The sequence below is a fragment of the Streptomyces sp. 5K101 genome, assembly GCF_046506645.1.
GTDB lineage: Bacteria > Actinomycetota > Actinomycetes > Streptomycetales > Streptomycetaceae > Streptomyces.
Genome location: NZ_JBKFFO010000014.1, coordinates 130,791 through 146,391, shown reverse-complemented (window position 1 = coordinate 146,391; position 15,601 = coordinate 130,791). Strand labels below are relative to the sequence as shown.

At 72.8% G+C, this 15,601-nt stretch carries 18 protein-coding genes, 1 pseudogene and 1 riboswitch; of the genes and pseudogenes, 7 read left to right on the top strand and 12 right to left on the bottom strand.

The window, feature by feature from the left end; genetic code table 11:
* Positions 1 to 57: 57 nt before the first annotated feature.
* Positions 58 to 321 (top strand): annotated as a pseudogene (locus tag ACLB9X_RS25670) (hypothetical protein); the annotation flags it as partial.
* Positions 322 to 688: 367 nt separating this feature from the next.
* Here the strand turns inward: ACLB9X_RS25670 and ACLB9X_RS25665 are convergent.
* Together ACLB9X_RS25665 and ACLB9X_RS25660 are read right to left on the bottom strand one after the other, a co-directional pair.
* The gene (locus ACLB9X_RS25665; RefSeq protein WP_410362755.1) at positions 689 to 907 is read right to left on the bottom strand and encodes a heavy-metal-associated domain-containing protein; all 219 of its coding nucleotides are present in this window, start codon (positions 905 to 907) and stop codon (positions 689 to 691) included.
* A 301-nt stretch (positions 908 to 1,208) separates the two neighbouring features.
* Positions 1,209 to 1,988 carry an SGNH/GDSL hydrolase family protein gene (locus ACLB9X_RS25660; protein ID WP_410362754.1) on the bottom strand — a complete coding sequence of 260 codons (780 nt, stop codon included), beginning with the start codon at positions 1,986 to 1,988 and terminating at the stop codon, positions 1,209 to 1,211.
* 60 nt (positions 1,989 to 2,048) lie between these two features.
* On the opposite strand from ACLB9X_RS25660, the gene ACLB9X_RS25655 reads away from it, so the two are divergent.
* Positions 2,049 to 3,056, top strand: a complete 1,008-nt coding sequence (locus ACLB9X_RS25655) for a maleylpyruvate isomerase family mycothiol-dependent enzyme (RefSeq protein ID WP_410362753.1) — start codon at positions 2,049 to 2,051, stop codon at positions 3,054 to 3,056.
* A 73-nt stretch (positions 3,057 to 3,129) separates the two neighbouring features.
* Here ACLB9X_RS25655 and ACLB9X_RS25650 read toward each other — a convergent pair whose 3' ends face one another.
* From ACLB9X_RS25650 to ACLB9X_RS25640, 3 genes are all read right to left on the bottom strand, one after another.
* Positions 3,130 to 4,143, bottom strand: coding sequence for a hemolysin family protein (locus ACLB9X_RS25650; RefSeq protein ID WP_410362752.1), 1,014 nt, complete (start codon positions 4,141 to 4,143; stop codon positions 3,130 to 3,132).
* Positions 4,140 to 5,483: a hemolysin family protein gene (locus ACLB9X_RS25645; protein WP_410362751.1), complete on the bottom strand. Its 1,344-nt coding sequence runs from the start codon at positions 5,481 to 5,483 to the stop codon at positions 4,140 to 4,142. Before ACLB9X_RS25645 ends, ACLB9X_RS25650 begins: the two co-directional genes overlap by 4 nt.
* 194 nt (positions 5,484 to 5,677) lie before the next feature.
* Entirely contained in the window at positions 5,678 to 6,100 is a 423-nt protein-coding gene (locus ACLB9X_RS25640) for a GNAT family N-acetyltransferase (RefSeq protein ID WP_410362750.1), read from the bottom strand.
* 121 nt (positions 6,101 to 6,221) lie between these two features.
* Between ACLB9X_RS25640 and ACLB9X_RS25635 the strand changes: the two genes are divergently transcribed.
* Complete coding sequence (locus ACLB9X_RS25635) at positions 6,222 to 6,437, top strand: antitoxin (protein ID WP_410362749.1); 216 nt, start codon at positions 6,222 to 6,224, stop codon at positions 6,435 to 6,437.
* Positions 6,434 to 6,805 carry a fic family toxin-antitoxin system, toxin component gene (locus tag ACLB9X_RS25630; protein ID WP_410362748.1) on the top strand — a complete coding sequence of 124 codons (372 nt, stop codon included), beginning with the start codon at positions 6,434 to 6,436 and terminating at the stop codon, positions 6,803 to 6,805. Before ACLB9X_RS25635 ends, ACLB9X_RS25630 begins: the two co-directional genes overlap by 4 nt.
* A gap of 16 nt (positions 6,806 to 6,821) precedes the next feature.
* Here the strand turns inward: ACLB9X_RS25630 and ACLB9X_RS25625 are convergent, their stop codons facing one another.
* From ACLB9X_RS25625 to bioB, 5 genes are read right to left on the bottom strand one after another with little or no spacing between them, the layout of a single operon-like run.
* Positions 6,822 to 7,496, bottom strand: coding sequence for a class I SAM-dependent methyltransferase (locus tag ACLB9X_RS25625; RefSeq protein WP_410362747.1), 675 nt, complete (start codon positions 7,494 to 7,496; stop codon positions 6,822 to 6,824).
* A 60-nt stretch (positions 7,497 to 7,556) separates the two neighbouring features.
* Positions 7,557 to 7,910: a VOC family protein gene (locus ACLB9X_RS25620; protein WP_410362746.1), complete on the bottom strand. Its 354-nt coding sequence runs from the start codon at positions 7,908 to 7,910 to the stop codon at positions 7,557 to 7,559.
* A gap of 5 nt (positions 7,911 to 7,915) precedes the next feature.
* A complete protein-coding gene (gene bioD / locus ACLB9X_RS25615; protein ID WP_410362745.1) occupies positions 7,916 to 8,629 on the bottom strand; it encodes a dethiobiotin synthase in 714 nt (237 codons plus the stop codon).
* Entirely contained in the window at positions 8,620 to 9,972 is a 1,353-nt protein-coding gene (locus ACLB9X_RS25610; RefSeq protein ID WP_410362744.1) for an adenosylmethionine--8-amino-7-oxononanoate transaminase, read from the bottom strand. Before ACLB9X_RS25610 ends, bioD begins: the two co-directional genes overlap by 10 nt.
* Positions 9,965 to 11,134: a biotin synthase BioB gene (bioB, locus tag ACLB9X_RS25605; RefSeq protein WP_410362743.1), complete on the bottom strand. Its 1,170-nt coding sequence runs from the start codon at positions 11,132 to 11,134 to the stop codon at positions 9,965 to 9,967. The genes ACLB9X_RS25610 and bioB overlap by 8 nt, the downstream gene beginning before the upstream one ends.
* A gap of 145 nt (positions 11,135 to 11,279) precedes the next feature.
* Here bioB and ACLB9X_RS25600 point away from each other — a divergent pair, with 145 nt between their 5' ends.
* Both ACLB9X_RS25600 and ACLB9X_RS25595 read left to right on the top strand, forming a co-directional pair.
* Positions 11,280 to 12,434 (top strand): 8-amino-7-oxononanoate synthase, encoded by a 1,155-nt coding sequence (locus tag ACLB9X_RS25600; RefSeq protein WP_410362742.1) that lies wholly within the window; start codon positions 11,280 to 11,282, stop codon positions 12,432 to 12,434.
* A 249-nt stretch (positions 12,435 to 12,683) separates the two neighbouring features.
* Positions 12,684 to 13,115, top strand: coding sequence for an ATP-binding protein (locus ACLB9X_RS25595; protein ID WP_410362741.1), 432 nt, complete (start codon positions 12,684 to 12,686; stop codon positions 13,113 to 13,115).
* Between the two features lie 82 nt (positions 13,116 to 13,197).
* Here the strand turns inward: ACLB9X_RS25595 and ACLB9X_RS25590 are convergent, their stop codons facing one another.
* Complete coding sequence (locus ACLB9X_RS25590) at positions 13,198 to 14,133, bottom strand: LysR family transcriptional regulator (RefSeq protein ID WP_410362740.1); 936 nt, start codon at positions 14,131 to 14,133, stop codon at positions 13,198 to 13,200.
* A gap of 82 nt (positions 14,134 to 14,215) precedes the next feature.
* Here ACLB9X_RS25590 and ACLB9X_RS25585 point away from each other — a divergent pair, with 82 nt between their 5' ends.
* Positions 14,216 to 14,848 (top strand): LysE family translocator, encoded by a 633-nt coding sequence (locus ACLB9X_RS25585; protein ID WP_410362739.1) that lies wholly within the window; start codon positions 14,216 to 14,218, stop codon positions 14,846 to 14,848.
* A gap of 93 nt (positions 14,849 to 14,941) precedes the next feature.
* Here the strand turns inward: ACLB9X_RS25585 and ACLB9X_RS25580 are convergent, their stop codons facing one another.
* Entirely contained in the window at positions 14,942 to 15,418 is a 477-nt protein-coding gene (locus ACLB9X_RS25580) for a C40 family peptidase (RefSeq protein ID WP_410362738.1), read from the bottom strand.
* Between the two features lie 2 nt (positions 15,419 to 15,420).
* A riboswitch (cyclic di-AMP (ydaO/yuaA leader) is annotated at positions 15,421 to 15,578 on the bottom strand.
* Between the last annotated feature and the right edge of the window lie 23 nt (positions 15,579 to 15,601).

Below are 15,601 nucleotides of genomic sequence, written 5' to 3'. Positions count from 1 at the left end.
TTTCGCGTGATCAACCCGGAGAGGACAGTGGACATGGACATACGAACACGAGCAGTGCATGTGGTGAACGAACGCTTCGGAGAAACCGGGGGAGGAGGCATGGTCACCCACCCCAACGGCGAGCCGGGCGACGGCAGGACCAAGCCGGGCCCTGAGATCTCCTTCACGGCAACGGCTCCCAGCAAGGGTGCCTACCGCCTCTTCCTCGACTTCCAGCACGAGGGCAAGGTCCGCACGGCGGCGTTCACCGTCCACGCGGGTGGCCCCGCTGCCCAGGAGCCGGGCCGCGACGACGAGGGGGCGGGCGAGCACCGGCACTGACTGGTGCGGCGGGACGCGGCAACTGCTGCCCCCGAGCGGGGTGAGGGTCGGCGGTGACGTCGGCCCTCAGCCGTGCCCGCTCCTGTCCTCTGCGTCATTGACGGGCACCGGGGCCCAGAGGGTGTGGTGCGGACGAGGAAGGGGCGGACCGGTTCGTTCCGCCCTTCTGGTGCATCTCGTGCTCAGCGCTGGCTGTCCGTGGTCTTCGCCGCGGGTGATCTGTCGTTCCCGCATCCGGTGCGCGCACTTGGTGAGGCTGAGCCGGGCTCTGTCAGTCGCGCCGCGGCGTACTGCAGCAGTGCGACAGCGACGGCCCGGACCAAGGGGTGCGCTGCCGCTCTGCGCAAGGCGTCCCGTGAGCCGAGGGTCACTTCTCCTCACGCCCGGCAAGCTCGTAGCCGGCTTCGTCCACGGCGGCTGCCACCTCGCGGTACTGGAGGCGGCCCTTGCTGGTGACGGTCACCTCGCCCGTCGTGAGGTTGACCTTCACCTGCTCGACGCCGCTCAGAGCGCTGACCTCGGCGGTCACCGCGCGCACGCAGTGGTCGCACGTCATGCCCTTCACTTCGTACACGTCGTGAACCATAGCCACTCCTTTCCTTGTTACGCCGACGCCGATCGTACCCCTGGGGGGTATGAATGTCGACGCTGTCCGGCCAGGTCCGAGACGATGCGTGGTCGACCTCCTGAGGTGCCTCTCCGGCGGAGCGCGTGACACGACGAAGTCCCGCCGGTGTCCGGCGGGACTTCGTCGTGCGGGGCTACGTCGGCGTGCAGTGTCCAGTGTGGGCACCGCTGTATTCGGGCTCGGGGTCCGCCCGCCACCGCGATCCGCCGGCATCCGCCGGCGGGTGCCCGGGTTCACCGTCCCGCCGGGCCACCCGGCCTCACATGGCCGGCGGCTCGTACGGCAGCAGCTCGGGCCGCTTCGCCGGCCGGCCGTCACCCGACGAGCGTCCCGTCAGCCGCCGCCCGATCCAGGGCCCCAGGTGCTCGCGTGCGAAGCGCAGGTCGGCCGCCCTGTGCGCCGCCCAGCCCGCCCGCGCCGCCGGGGGCAGCAGCGCCTGCCAGTCGGTCTCGGCGTCCAGGCCCAGCGTCTGCCACACGGCCTCGGCGACACGTGCGTGCCCCTCGGCCGTCAGGTGCAGCCGGTCCACGTCCCACATCCGCTGGTCGCCCAGCACCGGCGAGCCGTACAGGTCGACCACCAGCGCGCCGTGCCGCGCCGCCAGCGCGTCGACGTGGACGAACAGTTCCTCCATGCGCGGGCGGAAGCGTTCCATCACGGGGCCGTTGCGGCCCGGGCTGCGCATCAGGACCAGGGTCCCGCACGAGGGCGCGAGCCGCTCCACCGCCTCCTCCAGCAGACCGCGCACCCTTGCCATGTCGCACGTGGGGCGCAGGGTGTCGTTGAGCCCGCCGACGAGGGTGACCACATCGGCCCGCATCGCGGCCGCCACGTCGACCTGCTCGGAGACGATCTGGCCGATCAGCTTCCCGCGCACCGCGAGGTTCGCGTAGCGGAAGCCCGGCGTACGGGCGGCCAGGCGCGCCGCCAGCAGATCGGCCCACCCGCGGTAGGAGCCGTCGGGGAGCAGGTCCGACATCCCCTCGGTGAACGAATCACCCACCGCGACAAAGCTCGTGTAATTGGCATGCGTCTCCATGGCGGAGCGATCCTACCGCGCGGTAAGGTCCGTCGGTTCCGTACCGGGAGGGGAGCATTCGTGAGCGACGCACTGCTCAACGCGCTGGCCGAGGCGCTGGCCGACGTGGTGATCTCGATCGACACCTGTGACGACGACGTACTCGACCCGGACACCGCGGTGAAGTGGCTGGAGACCACGGGGTACCCGCTCGACCGGCTCCCGCCCGCCGACCGGCGTGAGCTCGCCCGCCTCTTCCGGCGCGCCGCCCATCGGCACCCCGCAGGGGCCTGGCGCGACGAGCTGCTGCGCATGCCCGAGGGCTTCGGCCTCGACGACGACCAGCACGAGCTGTACTGCGACGCCATCGAGCACGTCGAGGGGCGCTTCGTGGCGACCGCACGGGAAGCGGATCCGGCCACACCGGTGACCACGTGCCCGGGCTGGACCTTCGCCGACCTCGTACGCCACCACGGCACCACGCACCGCTGGATGGAGCACCTGATACGGATCCGGGCCGCCGAGCGCGTCTGGTCGCGGGAGATCCCCCTCAACCTGCCCGACGACGCGGCCGCGTATCCGGACTGGCTCGCCCGCGGCGCGGAGAGCGTGCTCGGGACGCTGCGCAAAGCCGACCCGGACACCCCGATGTGGTCCGACGGGGCGGACCAGCGGGTGGCCTACTTCCCGCGCCGGCTGCTGTTCGAGGCGGTGGTCCACCTCGCCGACGCGGAGCTGTCGCTCGGGCGTGAACCGAGCATCGGCCCGGGCACGGCGGCCGACGGGATCGAGGAGTTCCTCGAGAACCTTCCGTACTTCCCCTGGCTCGCCGAACCGGTGTCGCGCCTCGCGGACGGCTCCGTCGTTCTGTCGGCGACGGACACGGGAGCGTCGTGGACGGTCGGGTTCGGCGAGGCGGGATTCGGCTGGTCCAAGTCCGCGACGGACGACGCGTCGGCACGCGTCGAGGGGCCCGCCGGTGACCTGCTGCTGCTGACGTACGGCCGCCGCTCGGCGGACGACCCGCGCTTCACGGTCACGGGCGACCCGTCCGTGCCGGCGTCCTGGCTCGCCGCGACGGCGTTCTGAGCGACGACCCGCGGCCTGGGGGCCGGCAGGGCTCGCGCCCTCCCGGCGCCCGGCCCGCCCGCGGCGTCGCGCGTCAGGCGGGGCGGCCCACCAGCTCCCGCAGGATGTCCTCCATCGTCACCAGGCCCTCCGGCCTGCCCTGCTCGTCGAGGACGGCCGCCAGGTGGGTACGGCTGCGGCGCATCGCGGTGAGCACGTCGTCCAGCGGGGTCGTCGCCCGCACACGGGCGATCGGGCGCATCGCGCCCACCGGGAACGGCACGTCACGGGGAGCGGCGTCCAGCGCGTCCTTCACATGGAGGTACCCGAGGATGTGGCCTCCCGCGTCCACGACCGGGAAGCGGGAGTACCCGGACTCCACCGACAACTGCTCCAGCTGCTCCGGCGTCGTCCCGTCCTGCGCGTACACGACCTGCTCGACCGGCATCACCACATCGCGCACCGGCCGGCGTCCGAGCTCCAGCGCGTCCCGCAACCGTTCCGCCGCGCGGTCGTCGAGCAGGCCCGCCTCGCCCGAGTCCTGCACGAGGCTCGCCAGCTCGTCGTCGGAGAACGTGGCGGACACCTCGTCCCTCGTCTCGACCCTGAGCAGCTTGAGCAGCCCGTTCGCGAGGGCGTTGACCGTGAAGATCACCGGGCGCAGCGCCCGCGCCAGTGCGACCAGCGGAGGCCCGAAGAGCAGCGCGCTGCGCACGGGCTCCGACAGCGCGACGTTCTTCGGCACCATCTCGCCGAGCAGCATGTGCAGATACGTCGCGAGCGCCAGCGCGATCACGAACGAGATGGGGTGGACGGCGCCGTGCGGCACGCCCACCGCGTCGAACACCGGCTCCAGCAGATGCGCGATGGCCGGCTCGGCGACGATGCCGAGCACCAGGGTGCACAGCGTGATGCCCAGCTGTGCCGCCGCCATCAGCGCCGAGACGTGCTCCAGACCCCACAGCACGCTGCGCGCCCGCCGGTTGCCGGCCTGCGCCTCCGGCTCGATCTGGCTGCGGCGCACCGAGATCAGCGCGAACTCGGCGCCGACGAAGAAGGCGTTGAGCACCAGGGTCAGCAGACCGATGAAGAGCTGGATCACGATCATCGTCCGGCCTCCTCGGCCACATCGCCTTCGGCGGCGTCCAGCGGTGCGTGCATCAGCACGCGCGCGGCGCGCCGCCCGGAGGCGTCGATCACGTCCATCTGCCATCCCCCGAGATCGATCCGGTCGCCCTTGGCGGGGATGCGGCCCAGCTCGGTGGCGATGAGACCGGCGAGGGTCTCGTAGGGGCCGTCGGGAACGCGCAGCCCTATGGTCTCCAGCTGGTCGGTACGGGCGGCGCCGTCCGCCGACCACAGCGTGCGGCCGTCCGCGTCCTCACCGGCCCGCGCGAGGTCGGGCGTCTCGTGCGGGTCGTGTTCGTCGCGCACCTCGCCGACGACCTCCTCGACGATGTCCTCCAGGGTCACCACGCCGGCCGTGCCGCCGTACTCGTCGATGACGACGGCCATCGTGGACTTGCCCGACAGCCGGTCGAGCAGCCGGTCCACGGTGAGCGTCTCGGGCACCAGCACGGGCTCGCGCAGCAGGTCCGAGACCGGATGGCGGGCCCGGAGCTCCGCCGGGACGGTCAGGATGTCCTTGATGTGGGCTATGCCGACGACGGTGTCCAGGCTGCCCCGGTAGACCGGGAAGCGGGACAGGCCGGTCGCGCGGGTGACGTTGGCGACGTCCTCGGCGGTGGCGGACGCGTCGAGCGCCATGACCTGGACGCGCGGCGTCATGACGTTCTCCGCGGTCAGCTCCGCCAGTCCCAGCGAGCGCACGAACAGCTCGGCGGTGTCCGCCTCCAGCGCGCCCGCCTTGGCGGAGTGCCGGGCCAGCGCCGCGAGTTCCTTGGGGCTGCGCGCGGACGCGAGCTCTTCCGTGGGCTCCATGCCGAGGCGGGTCACGATGCGGTTGGCGGTGTTGTTGAGGTGGGCGATCAGCGGCCGGAACGCGGCGGTGAAGATCCGCTGCGGCGTGGCCACCACCTTGGCGACGGCCAGCGGGGAGGAGATCGCCCAGTTCTTGGGGACCAGCTCGCCGACGACCATCAGGACGACCGTGGACAGCGCGGTGCCGATGACCAGCGCCGTGGACGACGCGACGGAACGCGACAGTCCGAGCGCCTCGACCGGGCCGCGGATGAGCGTGGCGATGGAGGGCTCGGCGAGCATGCCGACGACCAGGTTCGTGACGGTGATGCCGAGCTGGGCGCCGGAGAGCTGGAACGTGAGGCTCCGTACGGCCTTGAGGGCGCCGGCCGCGCCCCGTTCGCCGCGCTCGGCCGCCCGTTCGAGCTCGCCGCGCTCGACCGTCGTGAGGGAGAACTCCGCCGCGACGAAGGCGCCACAGGCGAGCGAGAGCAGCACGGCCACGGCGAGCAGAAGCACTTCGGTCATCGGGTCACCTCCGTCCCATGGTCGGACAGGGGGAGGTGGAATGCGCGATGTCGGCTACTGGGAGGCTCGCCCATGGGCGGACGCTCACACCTTTCGTACGGGAAGTGGATGGTCCACCCATGGTAAAGGACCGGCAAAGCCGCCTCAGTGGCGGGACGGGGCCCGCCGCCGGGGCAAACGGCTCGGGCGGGCGCTCAGGCGAACCGCTTGACCCAGCGGCGCCAGTGGTCCTCGCGGTGGTAGCCGGCCGAGGCCCACGCCCGGTGCGCCCGCTCGTTGGCCTCCAGCACCATCGCGTCCCCGCGCCGCCCGCCCGCCGCCACGAACCGCTTCTCGGCCGCCTCCAGCAGGGCCGCGGAGATACCGCGGCGCCGGTGCGAGGGGAGGACGGCGAGGCGGTACAGCGAGCAGCGCCATCCGTCGAACCCGGCGATCACCGACCCGACCAGCACCCCGTCGGCCTCGGCCAGGATCAGGGCCTCGGGATCCCGGGTGACGAGCCGGGTGACGCCGTCCACGTCGTCTGTGATGCTCGTGCCCTCCGCCGCCTCCCGCCAGAAGGCCAGCACGGACTCGGCGTCCTCGACGGAGGCGGTACGTATGCGCAGGTCGGTCATGCCGGGAGCCAAGCACGCCGGCCGCGACCCGCGCCAGCGACTTCCAGCAGGCGGAACGGGTCGCGGCCGCGCCCGGAGGCCGGACCTTGCCGTGCTAGCGCCCGCGCGCTAGCTTGATGATGTGGCGAAGACTCAGTTGAACGTACGGGTGGACGAGACCACCGCGGAGGCCGCCCGCCGACAGGCGCTCCAGCGCGGGATGAGCGTGAACCGCTACATCGAGGAGCTCGTCAAGCAGGACGCGGGCGAGGTGGGCCGCTCCTTCGTGGACGCGGCGGCCGACTTCATGAAGCAGTACGAGTCGGTGTTCGCCGAGGAGTTCGGCGAGAAGCGTTGAACCTGACGATCGATCTCGCCTGGCTGCTCATGGTCGCCGAGTACAAGACCCCCGGCGACCCCCAGGTCACCGACTGGGGTGCGCTCGTCGCCGCCGTCAGCCGGCACGACGCGGAGATATTCGGCACGCCCGTTTACGCAGATCCGCACGCCCGCGCCGCGGCCCTGCTCCAACTGCTCCTGCACGTGCCCGCGTTGGAGCACTCCAACGCGATGTTCGCCTCCGCCGTCGCCTACGGCTACCTCGTCGCCAGCGGGCTCAAGGTGGTCACCTCGCCCGAGCAGGTGCGGGATCTCGCCCGCCTGGTCAAGGAGGGCAAGGCCGACGTCCACGCGGTCGCGGACGAACTGCGCCAGTGGAGCGAGTGATCCCGCAGCTGCTCGGCTAGGACGTGAACGGGCGGCGCGCCACGCCGAGCACGCACGGCGAGGTCGGCAGCCGCAGCCGGCCCTCCGGCACATTGAACCGGCGGTGCGTGCCGAGCTCGAAGCCCGCCGCCTCGATCGCGGCGAGCGTGTCCCTGGCCGTGTGGCAGCCGCCGAACAGGCGGGGCCACACCGTGCGGTCCAGGGCGCGCTGCGTCCGCGCCAGGCCCGGGCTGCCGGCCAGGCCGTGCTCGAAGAACCGCAACTCCCCGCCCGGCCGCAGCACGCGCCGGATCTCCGAGAGTGCCCGCGGCAGGTTCCGTACGGTGCACAGCACGAGCGAGGCCACCGCCGCGTCGAACGCCTCGCTCTTGACCGGCAGCGCCTCCGCCGCACCCGGCACGACGTCCACCGGGACCCCGGCGCGCAGCCCCGCCTCGACGGCCAACTTCCGCAGAGTGCGCTCCGGTTCGAGGGCGACGACCTCGGAGACGGCCGCCGGGTAGTGGGCGAAGTTGAGACCGTTGCCCGCGCCGATCTCGATGACGCGGCCGGACAGGCCCGACAGGAGCTCGGCGCGGTAGGCGGCGATGCCGCCCTTCACGTCCGCCGAGACGCTCATGCGCGCGTAGAAACGGGCGAAGACGGGATGGTGGACGGCGTCCCGGGGCGCCTTCGTGCTGCGCGGCGGCATCGCGGACCTCCTCGGACGCGGCGGACCGGTCAGGGCCATTCTCCCCCGCGAAGCCTCCGCTCAGCCGTCCTCGCCCGCCACGAAGCAGAATTCGTTGCCCTCGGGGTCCTTCGAAACCTGGAAACGGCCGTGCTCATCGGGGACCACGGGGCCGACGCGCTGCGCGCCCAGCCGCACCGCCTCGTCTGCCGCGGCGTCCACATCGCCCGCGTACAGGTCCAGATGGAGCCGGTTCTTCACCATCTTGCCCTCGGGCACCAGTTGGAACGCCACGCGGGCGAACTCCGGCGGATCGACGTACGACCAGCCCGCGCTGCGGTCCACCGGCTCGCCCCCGAGGAGCGCCGCCCAGAACCGGACGAGGCGGGCGGGCTCGTGACAGTCGAAGACGATCTCGTCGATCCGTGCGCGCATGGACCTCAGCGTACGGCCGAGCCGAATGCCCCCGCGTCCCATCCGCCGCCGAGTCGCGGCGCCAGCCACTGCCCGGCCCGCGCCCGGAACTCGGCCGGCGCGAGCGCCCCGGCGCCCTCCGGGACCGCGCCCAGCAGCGGAGCGCCCGCCACCTCGGGCAGGTCCGCGAGGTTGCAGCGCGCCGCGAGGTCCGGCCGGCCGGGCCAGCTGCCGACCACCACGCCCAGCTGGTCCAGCCCGCGGGCGCGCAGGGCTTCGGCGGTCAGCGCGGTCGTGTTCAGGGTCCCGAGGCCGGCTGGCACGACGACCAGCACGGGAGCGCCGAGCAGGCCCGCCACGTCGGCGAGCGTCGCGCCCGCGTCGTCGAACCGTACGAGGAGGCCGCCCGCCCCCTCGACCAGGACGAGATCGTGCTCCGCGGCGAGCTTCCCGGCCGCCTCGGCCACCGCCTCGGGCGTGACCGGGGCGAGCCCCGCCCGCCGGGCGGCCGTCGCGGGCGCCAACGGCTCGGGGAACCGGGTCAGTTCGACACCGGTGACCGGGCCGGCGAGCCGCCGGACGTCGTCGACGTCGCCCGCTTCGTGCGGCTCGACCCCGGTCTGCGCGGGCTTGACCACGGCGACCGACCGGCCTTGGGCCACGGCGAGCGCGGCGACGGCCGCCGTCACGACGGTCTTCCCGATCTCGGTCCCGGTCCCGGTCACGACGATCACTGGCATGGTGCGCTTTCCTGTCCTGTCTCGTCCACTCGCTCCTCGGGCCGTGAGCCCGCTGCCGCCGCCGCCCGGACCGCGCGGCACACCCGCGCCAGGTCCTCGTCGCCCGTCACGTACGGCGGCATCGTGTACACGAGGTCGCGGAACGGGCGCAACCACACACCCTCCCGCACCGCGGCCGCCGTCGCCGCCGCCATGGCCGCCGAGTCAAGGGCGCAGTCCAGCTGTACGACACCGATGCCGCCGAGCACGCGGACGTCCTTCACGCCCGGCAGGGCGGCGGCCTCGGCCAGCCCGTCCCGAAGGCCCGTCTCCAGGCGCTCCACCTCCCGCTGCCAGTCCTGGCCGAGCAGCAGGTCGATCGACGCGCACGCCACTGCCGAGGCGAGCGGGTTGCCCATGAACGTCGGGCCGTGCGCGAGCACGGGCACCTCACCCCGCGAGATCCCGTCCGCCACCCGCGACGTGCACAGCGTCGCCGCCAGCGACAGGTAGCCGCCGGTCAGCGCCTTGCCCAGGCACATCACGTCCGGGGCCACACCGGCGTGTCCGGCCGCGAACAGCGTGCCCGTGCGGCCGAAACCGGTCGCGATCTCGTCGAAGACCAGCAGCACGCCGTGCTCGTCGCACGCCTCGCGCAGCACCCTCAGGTACGCGGGGGAGTGGAAGCGCATGCCGCCCGCGCCCTGCACCACCGGCTCCACGATCACCGCGGCCAGCTCGTCCGCGTGCCGCCCGATCAGCTCGCGCAGCCCGTCCGCGTAGACCTCGTCGTAGTCGGCCGGCGGGGCGGGAGCGAAGATCTGCCGCGGCAGCACGCCCTGCCACAGACCGTGCATGCCGCCCTCGGGGTCGCACACCGACATCGGCTGCCAGGTGTCGCCGTGGTAGCCGCCGCGCCAGGTCAGCAGCCGCTGCTTGGCCGGGCGGCCCACCGACCGCCAGTACTGCAGGCACATCTTCACCGCGACCTCGACGGACACCGAGCCCGAGTCGGACAGGAAGACGTGCTGCAGGGGCTCGGGCGTGATCTCCACCAGCCGGGCCGCCAGCCGCACGGCGGGCTCGTGCGTGAGCCCGCCGAACATCACATGGCTCATGCGGCCCAGCTGCGCCGTCGCCGCCTCGTTGAGGACGGGGTGGTTGTAGCCGTGCACCGCCGACCACCACGACGACATGCCGTCGATCAACTCGCGCCGGCCGTGGACCTCTTCGGCGAGCCTCAGCCGCACCCCGGCCGCGGACTCGACGACCAGCGGCTCGTCCCGGCCGGGCATCGGACCGTACGGATGCCACACGTGGGCGCGGTCCAGGGCGCGCAGCTCGCCGGGCGCGAACTCAGGCATTGGGCGCGAGGTCCGTCCCGGCGCCGCGGCGGCGCACGGCGACCAGGTCCGTACGCGCGGCGGGGAGCTCGGACGCCTCCGCCTCCGCCGCGGCGGGCTCGTCGTGGCAGCCGCCCGCGCCGCCGTCCCCGCACACGGAACCGCAGCCACCGCCCGTCGCACGGTGCTCCGGCAGCGTCGTCGTGCCGGCGCCCTCCACCTCGAAGCCGGCGTCCGCGATCATCTCCAGGTCGGCCTTGCCCGCCTGGCCCTCGCTGGTCAGGTAGTCGCCGAGGAAGATCGAGTTGGCCAGGTGCAGCGCGAGCGGCTGGAGCGTGCGCAGATGCACCTCGCGCCCGCCCGCGAGACGCACCTCGACGTCGGGACAGACGAAGCGCACCATCGCCAGGATGCGCAGCGCCCGCTGCGGGGTCAGGTTCCACTCCTTGGCGAGCGGGGTGCCCTCGAAGGGGATCAGGAAGTTCACCGGCACCGAGTCCGGGTCCAGCTCGCGCAGCGCGAAGACCACGTCCACCAGGTCCTCGTCGCTCTCGCCCATGCCGGCGATCAGACCGGAGCACGCGGACAGACCCGCGGCGTGCGCCTTGTTCACCGTGTCCACGCGGTCGGCATAGGTGTGGGTGGTCGTGATGTCCCCGTACGTCCCCTCGGACGTGTTCAGATTGTGGTTGTAGGCGTCGGCGCCGGCCTCGCGGAGCCGCTCGGCCTGGCCGTCGGAGAGCAGACCGAGACAGGCGCACACCTCGACGCCCTCGTTCTCCTCCTTGATCGTCTCGATCGTCTTCGACACCCGGTCGACGTCCCGGTCCGTCGGGCCGCGCCCGCTCGCCACCAGGCAGACCCGCTTGGCGCCGCCCGCCACACCGGCGGCCGCGGCGCGGGACGCCTCGTCCGGCTTCAGCCAGGTGTACTTGAGGATCTCCGCCTTCGACCCGAGCCGCTGCGAGCAGTACGAGCAGTCCTCGGGGCACAGGCCGGACTTCAGGTTGACCAGATAGTTGAGCTTCACCCGCCGTCCGAACCACTGGCGGCGCACCTTGCCGGCCGCGGCCACCACTTCGAGCAGATCGTCGTCGGAGGTCGCCAGCACGGCGAGCGCTTCTTCACGGGTCGGCAGCTCGCGCCGCAGCCCCTTTTCCACCAGCGTGTTCAGCAGGTCCATGGCGCTGATCCTTACCCACCACGGCCGCCGTGGCCAAGGAGGAACCCCACAACAGCGGCGGAATGAGGTGTGTGCATGGCCACATCGGCTCCCCGCCCGCACGCGGTTAGGGTCTGTGCGCTGCCTACAAAAGGACCGGACCCTCATGCCGCAGGCCACGCAGGATCCTTTCGACTGGATCGACGACGAGGCGCGCCGCCGCGAGCGCGCCGGGCTCGTCCGTACGCTCCGGCCGCGCACCGCCGACTCGCCCCTGCTCGACCTGGCGAGCAACGACTACCTGGGACTGACCCGCCGGCCCGAGGTCACCGCAGCGGCCGCCGACGCGGCCCGCCGCTGGGGCGCGGGCGCCACCGGCTCCCGCCTGGTCACCGGCACCACCGCGCTCCACGCCGAGCTGGAACGCGAACTCGCCGTGTTCTGCGGTTTCGAGGCGGCCCTCGTCCTGTCCTCCGGCTACGCGGCGAACCTCGCCGCCGTGACCGCCCTCGGCGGACGCGACGCCCTCGTGGTGTCCGACGCCGGCAACCACGCCTCCATCGTCGACGGCTGCCGGCTGGCCCGCGCCGAGACCGTGGTCGTCCCGCACGCCGACCCCGACGCCGTACGCAAGATTCTCGGCGCCCACCCGGACCACCGCGCCCTCGTCGTCACCGACTCGGTGTTCTCCGTCGACGGCGACGCCGCGCCGCTGCCCGCCCTCGCCGCGGCCTGCCGCGCACACGGCGCGGCGCTGTTGGTCGACGACGCCCACGGCCTCGGCGTCCTCGGCGACGGCGGCCGGGGCGCGCTCGACGCCGCCGGCCTGGCAGGCGCGACCGGAGTCGTCGCCACCCTGACCCTCTCCAAGTCACTCGGCAGCCAGGGCGGCGCGGTGCTCGGCCCGGCCCGGGTCATCCAGCACCTGGTCAACACGGCCAGGACCTTCATCTTCGACACCGGACTCGCACCGGCGGCGGCGGGCGGCGCGCTCGCCGCCCTCGGGGTGCTGCGCCGCGAACCGGAGCTCGCCGGGCGGGCACGGGAGGTCGCGGCCGTGCTGCACCGGCGGCTGACGGACGCCGGACTGACCGCCGCGCGGCCGGACGCGGCCGTCGTGTCCGTGCAGGCGCCCTCGCCGGAGGCGGCGCTGCGGTGGGCGGCGGACTGCCGGACGGCGGGTCTGGTCGTGGGCTGCTTCCGGCCTCCGTCGGTGCCGGACGGCATCTCGCGCATCCGGCTCACCGCTCGCGCCGATCTGACCGCCCGGCAGATCGACACCGCCGTCGCGACGATCATCGCGTCCGCACCGCGCCGCTGAGGCCGCTGGTCGGGAGGGCAGGCCCGTTGGCCGGGCGGGTAGGTCCGATGGGTGCGGGTCCGTCCCAAATACGGTCTCTCGTCGGAGAGTTCACCGCTTTGAGCGACAGGTATCCGTATATCTCAGTGGATCGCCGCACCAGCCGGGCGACAAGTGGCAGTCTGACGCCGAAGCGCAATCCGTGGCCGTCCTCGCATGTCATCCGCTATGAGTCGGAGCCCGGCCCGGTGGGAAAGGGACAGCGTCGCCATGGCAGACAGTCAAGAAGCATCCGTCACTCTGCCGAGCGATCCGGCATCGGTCTCGGCCGCCCGGAAATACGTCACCGACGTCGTCTGCGGATGGGGCCTGACCGACGGCACCGAGGCCGTCGACACCCTGCGGCTGATCGTCTCCGAACTGGCCACCAACGCCGTCCAGCACACCTTCGGCCAGTCGCCCACCTTCACCGTCGACCTGCGTCTTGAACGTGACGAGCGGCTGCGCATCGGCGTCACCGACAGCCACCCGCGCTGGCCGCGCCGGCTGCCCGCCGCCGTCCGTCAGGACAACGGCCGGGGGATGGTCATCATCCGCAGTCTCACCGCGCAGTACGGAGGGCGGCTCTCCGTGACACCCACCGAGGAGGGCGGCAAGACGGTGTGGATCGCCCTGCCGTGGACCGCACCCGTGCAGAGCTGACGCGCTTCCGGTTCCCAACGCCCTGTTGACCGGCCCCGGTTCACCACACCCTGGCAGGAACGCCCTGCCGGCCCACCCCGGTTCACCACACTCTGCCACCGGCGCCCTGCTGACCCGCCCGGCCGAACGAGCCCCGCAGCAGAGCGCGCAGCGACTGGGCCGCCGGCCCCGACTCCTCGCCCCGGTGCGCCACCGAGATCGTCCGGCGGAAGGCCGCCGGCTCCAACTGCCGTACCTGCAACGGCGTGCTGGACATCGCCGCCACCATCTCCGGCACCACCGCCACCCCTATCCCCGCGCTCACCAGGGCGCACACCAGCGCGTAACCGGGCGACTCGCACACCACGGCGGGCGTCGCCCCCGCCTCGGCCAGCGCACCCTCCACCCCCTTGCGCGGCGGATGCGCCGGAGCGCTGCTGATCAGCGGCTGCCCGGCGAGAGCGCTCACCGGCAGCCGCCCCGAACCGCCCGCCAGGGCGTGCCCGGGAGCGGTGACGAGCACCAACTCCTCCACCAATAGCGTTTCCATGACCACTCCCGGGAGAAGCGGTGCCGGTTCGGCCGGCTCGTAGGCATGCGTCAGCGCCAGATCCATCTCGCCGCGCGCGACCGCCGTGACCCCGTGCGGAGGCTCGTACTCCGCGACGGTCAGTTCCACGTCCGGATGGGCGCGGCGGAAGGCGCTCAGCACCGGGGGCAGCAGATGGATGCCCACGGTGGTGAAAGTGGCCACCCGCAGCCGGCCGCCGGCGAGCCCCGACAGCCGGGCCAGCTCGTGCCGCGCCCGGTCCATCTCGTCCAGCACCCGGCGCGCCCGCTCGGCGAGCAGCTCACCCGCGGCCGTGAGCCGCGCCCCGCGGTGGTGGCGTACGAGCAGGGGTGCTCCGGCCTCGCGCTCCAGTTTGGCCAGCTGCTGGGAGAGCGCCGGCGCGGTGTAGCCGAGGCGGGCCGCGGCGCGGGTGATCGAACCGGCTTCGGCGACAGCGACCAGTGCGGCCAGCCGGATGGGGTCGTACATCGCTCCCCTTAAGCATTGCTTTCGGCTGACCCAGGATATTCCAAGTACATGGTGAAGGCCCGCAGGCGGCACGCTGAGAGGCATGGACGCACAGCTCATCGCTTTCACCGGCATCGCTGCGGGCATGGTCGCCATGCCGGGCACCGACTTCACCGTGGTGGTGCGCAGTGCGCTCGCCTCACGACGCGCGGGCGTCGCCTGCGCGGTCGGGGTGGCGGGCGGGCTGCTGGTGCACACCGCACTGGCCGTGGCGGGGCTCGCCGCGGTGCTGGTGGCGGTGCCCGTGCTGTACCGGACGCTGCAGATCGCGGGCGGGATCTACGTGCTGTGGCTCGGCCTGCGCGCCGTGCGCTCCGCGCTGCGCCCGCTCGGCGGGCCCGCCGCCCCCGACGGCGACACGCCCTCCCACGGCGTCGCTCGCTGCTTGCGGCAGGGCTTCCTCACCAATGTCCTCAATCCGAAGGCGCCGGTGCTGTTCCTGAGTCTGCTGCCGCAGTTCGTGCCGGACGGCGCGGCGGTGCTGCCGCGCACGCTGCTGCTCGCCGCGATCGTCGTCGCGCTGGCGCTGATCTGGTTCCCGGCCGTGGCACTCCTGGTGGACCAGCTGGGCCGGTGGCTGCGCCGGCCGCGCACCACACGTGCCGTGGAAGGCGTCACGGGCGGTGCGCTCACCGCGCTCGGCGCGACCCTGCTGGTCCAGCCGCTGGCGCACTGACCGGTGCCGGTCGGTCACAGCACCGTGCGCCGACGCGCTGACGTCCTCTCAGCCGGCCGGACGCCGCCGGGGGCCGCCTGACCGCCCGGCGCGTCAGCGGACGCGGCCGTACGAGACGCTCCTGGTCCAGATCTTGGCCAGCTGTACGACGTCGCCCGTCTTCGGCGAATGCCACATCCGACCCCTGCCGGCGTAGATGCCCACGTGGTAGACGTAGCCGCTGGAGTGGAAAAAGACCAGGTCACCGCGTTTCCGTTGGGAAGCGGGGACATGGCGCGTGCGGTTGTACTGCTGCTGAGCGGTCCGCGGCAGCTTCTTGCCGGCCTTCTTGTACGAGTACTGCGTCAACCCGGAGCAGTCGAAGCGTTGGGGGCCGACGGCGCCGAATCTGTACGGCGACCCCTTCTTCGACGCTGCCACTTCCAGTGCCTTGCTCGCGTGGCTGGTGATCGCGTACGCCTCAGGGGCGGCGCCGGGAGCGAGGAGCGTGCCGCCGACGGCGGCGATGGTCAGTGCCGATACGGCGCCCGCGCGGGTGAGCAGGAACGGGACATTCTTCTGCGCAGTCATGCGCAACCCTTCGTCAGCCGCCTGTGAAGGATGACCTGTCGGGTTCGGACCGGCGAAGACGCCCGGCCGCCGAAGCGGCTTCACCCCAAGGGGCCTACCGGGATCACCGGTCACCCCGTGCTGCTCGGGTCCTCCACTCCTGCCGATGCACTTCTGTCGACCCACGCCCGGTGCGGCGGCAGG

Bases quoted from the DNA above. Each gene is read 5' to 3' on its own strand.
- ACLB9X_RS25580 (WP_410362738.1), bottom strand. From the start codon at position 15,418: ATGACTGCGCAGAAGAATGTCCCGTTCCTGCTCACCCGCGCGGGCGCC.
- ACLB9X_RS25610 (WP_410362744.1), bottom strand. From the start codon at position 9,972: ATGCCTGAGTTCGCGCCCGGCGAGCTGCGCGCCCTGGACCGCGCCCAC.
- ACLB9X_RS25660 (WP_410362754.1), bottom strand. From the start codon at position 1,988: ATGGAGACGCATGCCAATTACACGAGCTTTGTCGCGGTGGGTGATTCG.
- ACLB9X_RS25650 (WP_410362752.1), bottom strand. From the start codon at position 4,143: ATGATCGTGATCCAGCTCTTCATCGGTCTGCTGACCCTGGTGCTCAAC.
- ACLB9X_RS25620 (WP_410362746.1), bottom strand. From the start codon at position 7,910: ATGCGCGCACGGATCGACGAGATCGTCTTCGACTGTCACGAGCCCGCC.
- ACLB9X_RS25600 (WP_410362742.1), top strand. From the start codon at position 11,280: ATGCCGCAGGCCACGCAGGATCCTTTCGACTGGATCGACGACGAGGCG.
- ACLB9X_RS25640 (WP_410362750.1), bottom strand. From the start codon at position 6,100: ATGACCGACCTGCGCATACGTACCGCCTCCGTCGAGGACGCCGAGTCC.
- ACLB9X_RS25590 (WP_410362740.1), bottom strand. From the start codon at position 14,133: ATGTACGACCCCATCCGGCTGGCCGCACTGGTCGCTGTCGCCGAAGCC.
- ACLB9X_RS25665 (WP_410362755.1), bottom strand. From the start codon at position 907: ATGGTTCACGACGTGTACGAAGTGAAGGGCATGACGTGCGACCACTGC.
- ACLB9X_RS25585 (WP_410362739.1), top strand. From the start codon at position 14,216: ATGGACGCACAGCTCATCGCTTTCACCGGCATCGCTGCGGGCATGGTC.
- bioB (WP_410362743.1), bottom strand. From the start codon at position 11,134: ATGGACCTGCTGAACACGCTGGTGGAAAAGGGGCTGCGGCGCGAGCTG.
- ACLB9X_RS25645 (WP_410362751.1), bottom strand. From the start codon at position 5,483: ATGACCGAAGTGCTTCTGCTCGCCGTGGCCGTGCTGCTCTCGCTCGCC.
- bioD (WP_410362745.1), bottom strand. From the start codon at position 8,629: ATGCCAGTGATCGTCGTGACCGGGACCGGGACCGAGATCGGGAAGACC.
- ACLB9X_RS25595 (WP_410362741.1), top strand. From the start codon at position 12,684: ATGGCAGACAGTCAAGAAGCATCCGTCACTCTGCCGAGCGATCCGGCA.
- ACLB9X_RS25625 (WP_410362747.1), bottom strand. From the start codon at position 7,496: ATGCCGCCGCGCAGCACGAAGGCGCCCCGGGACGCCGTCCACCATCCC.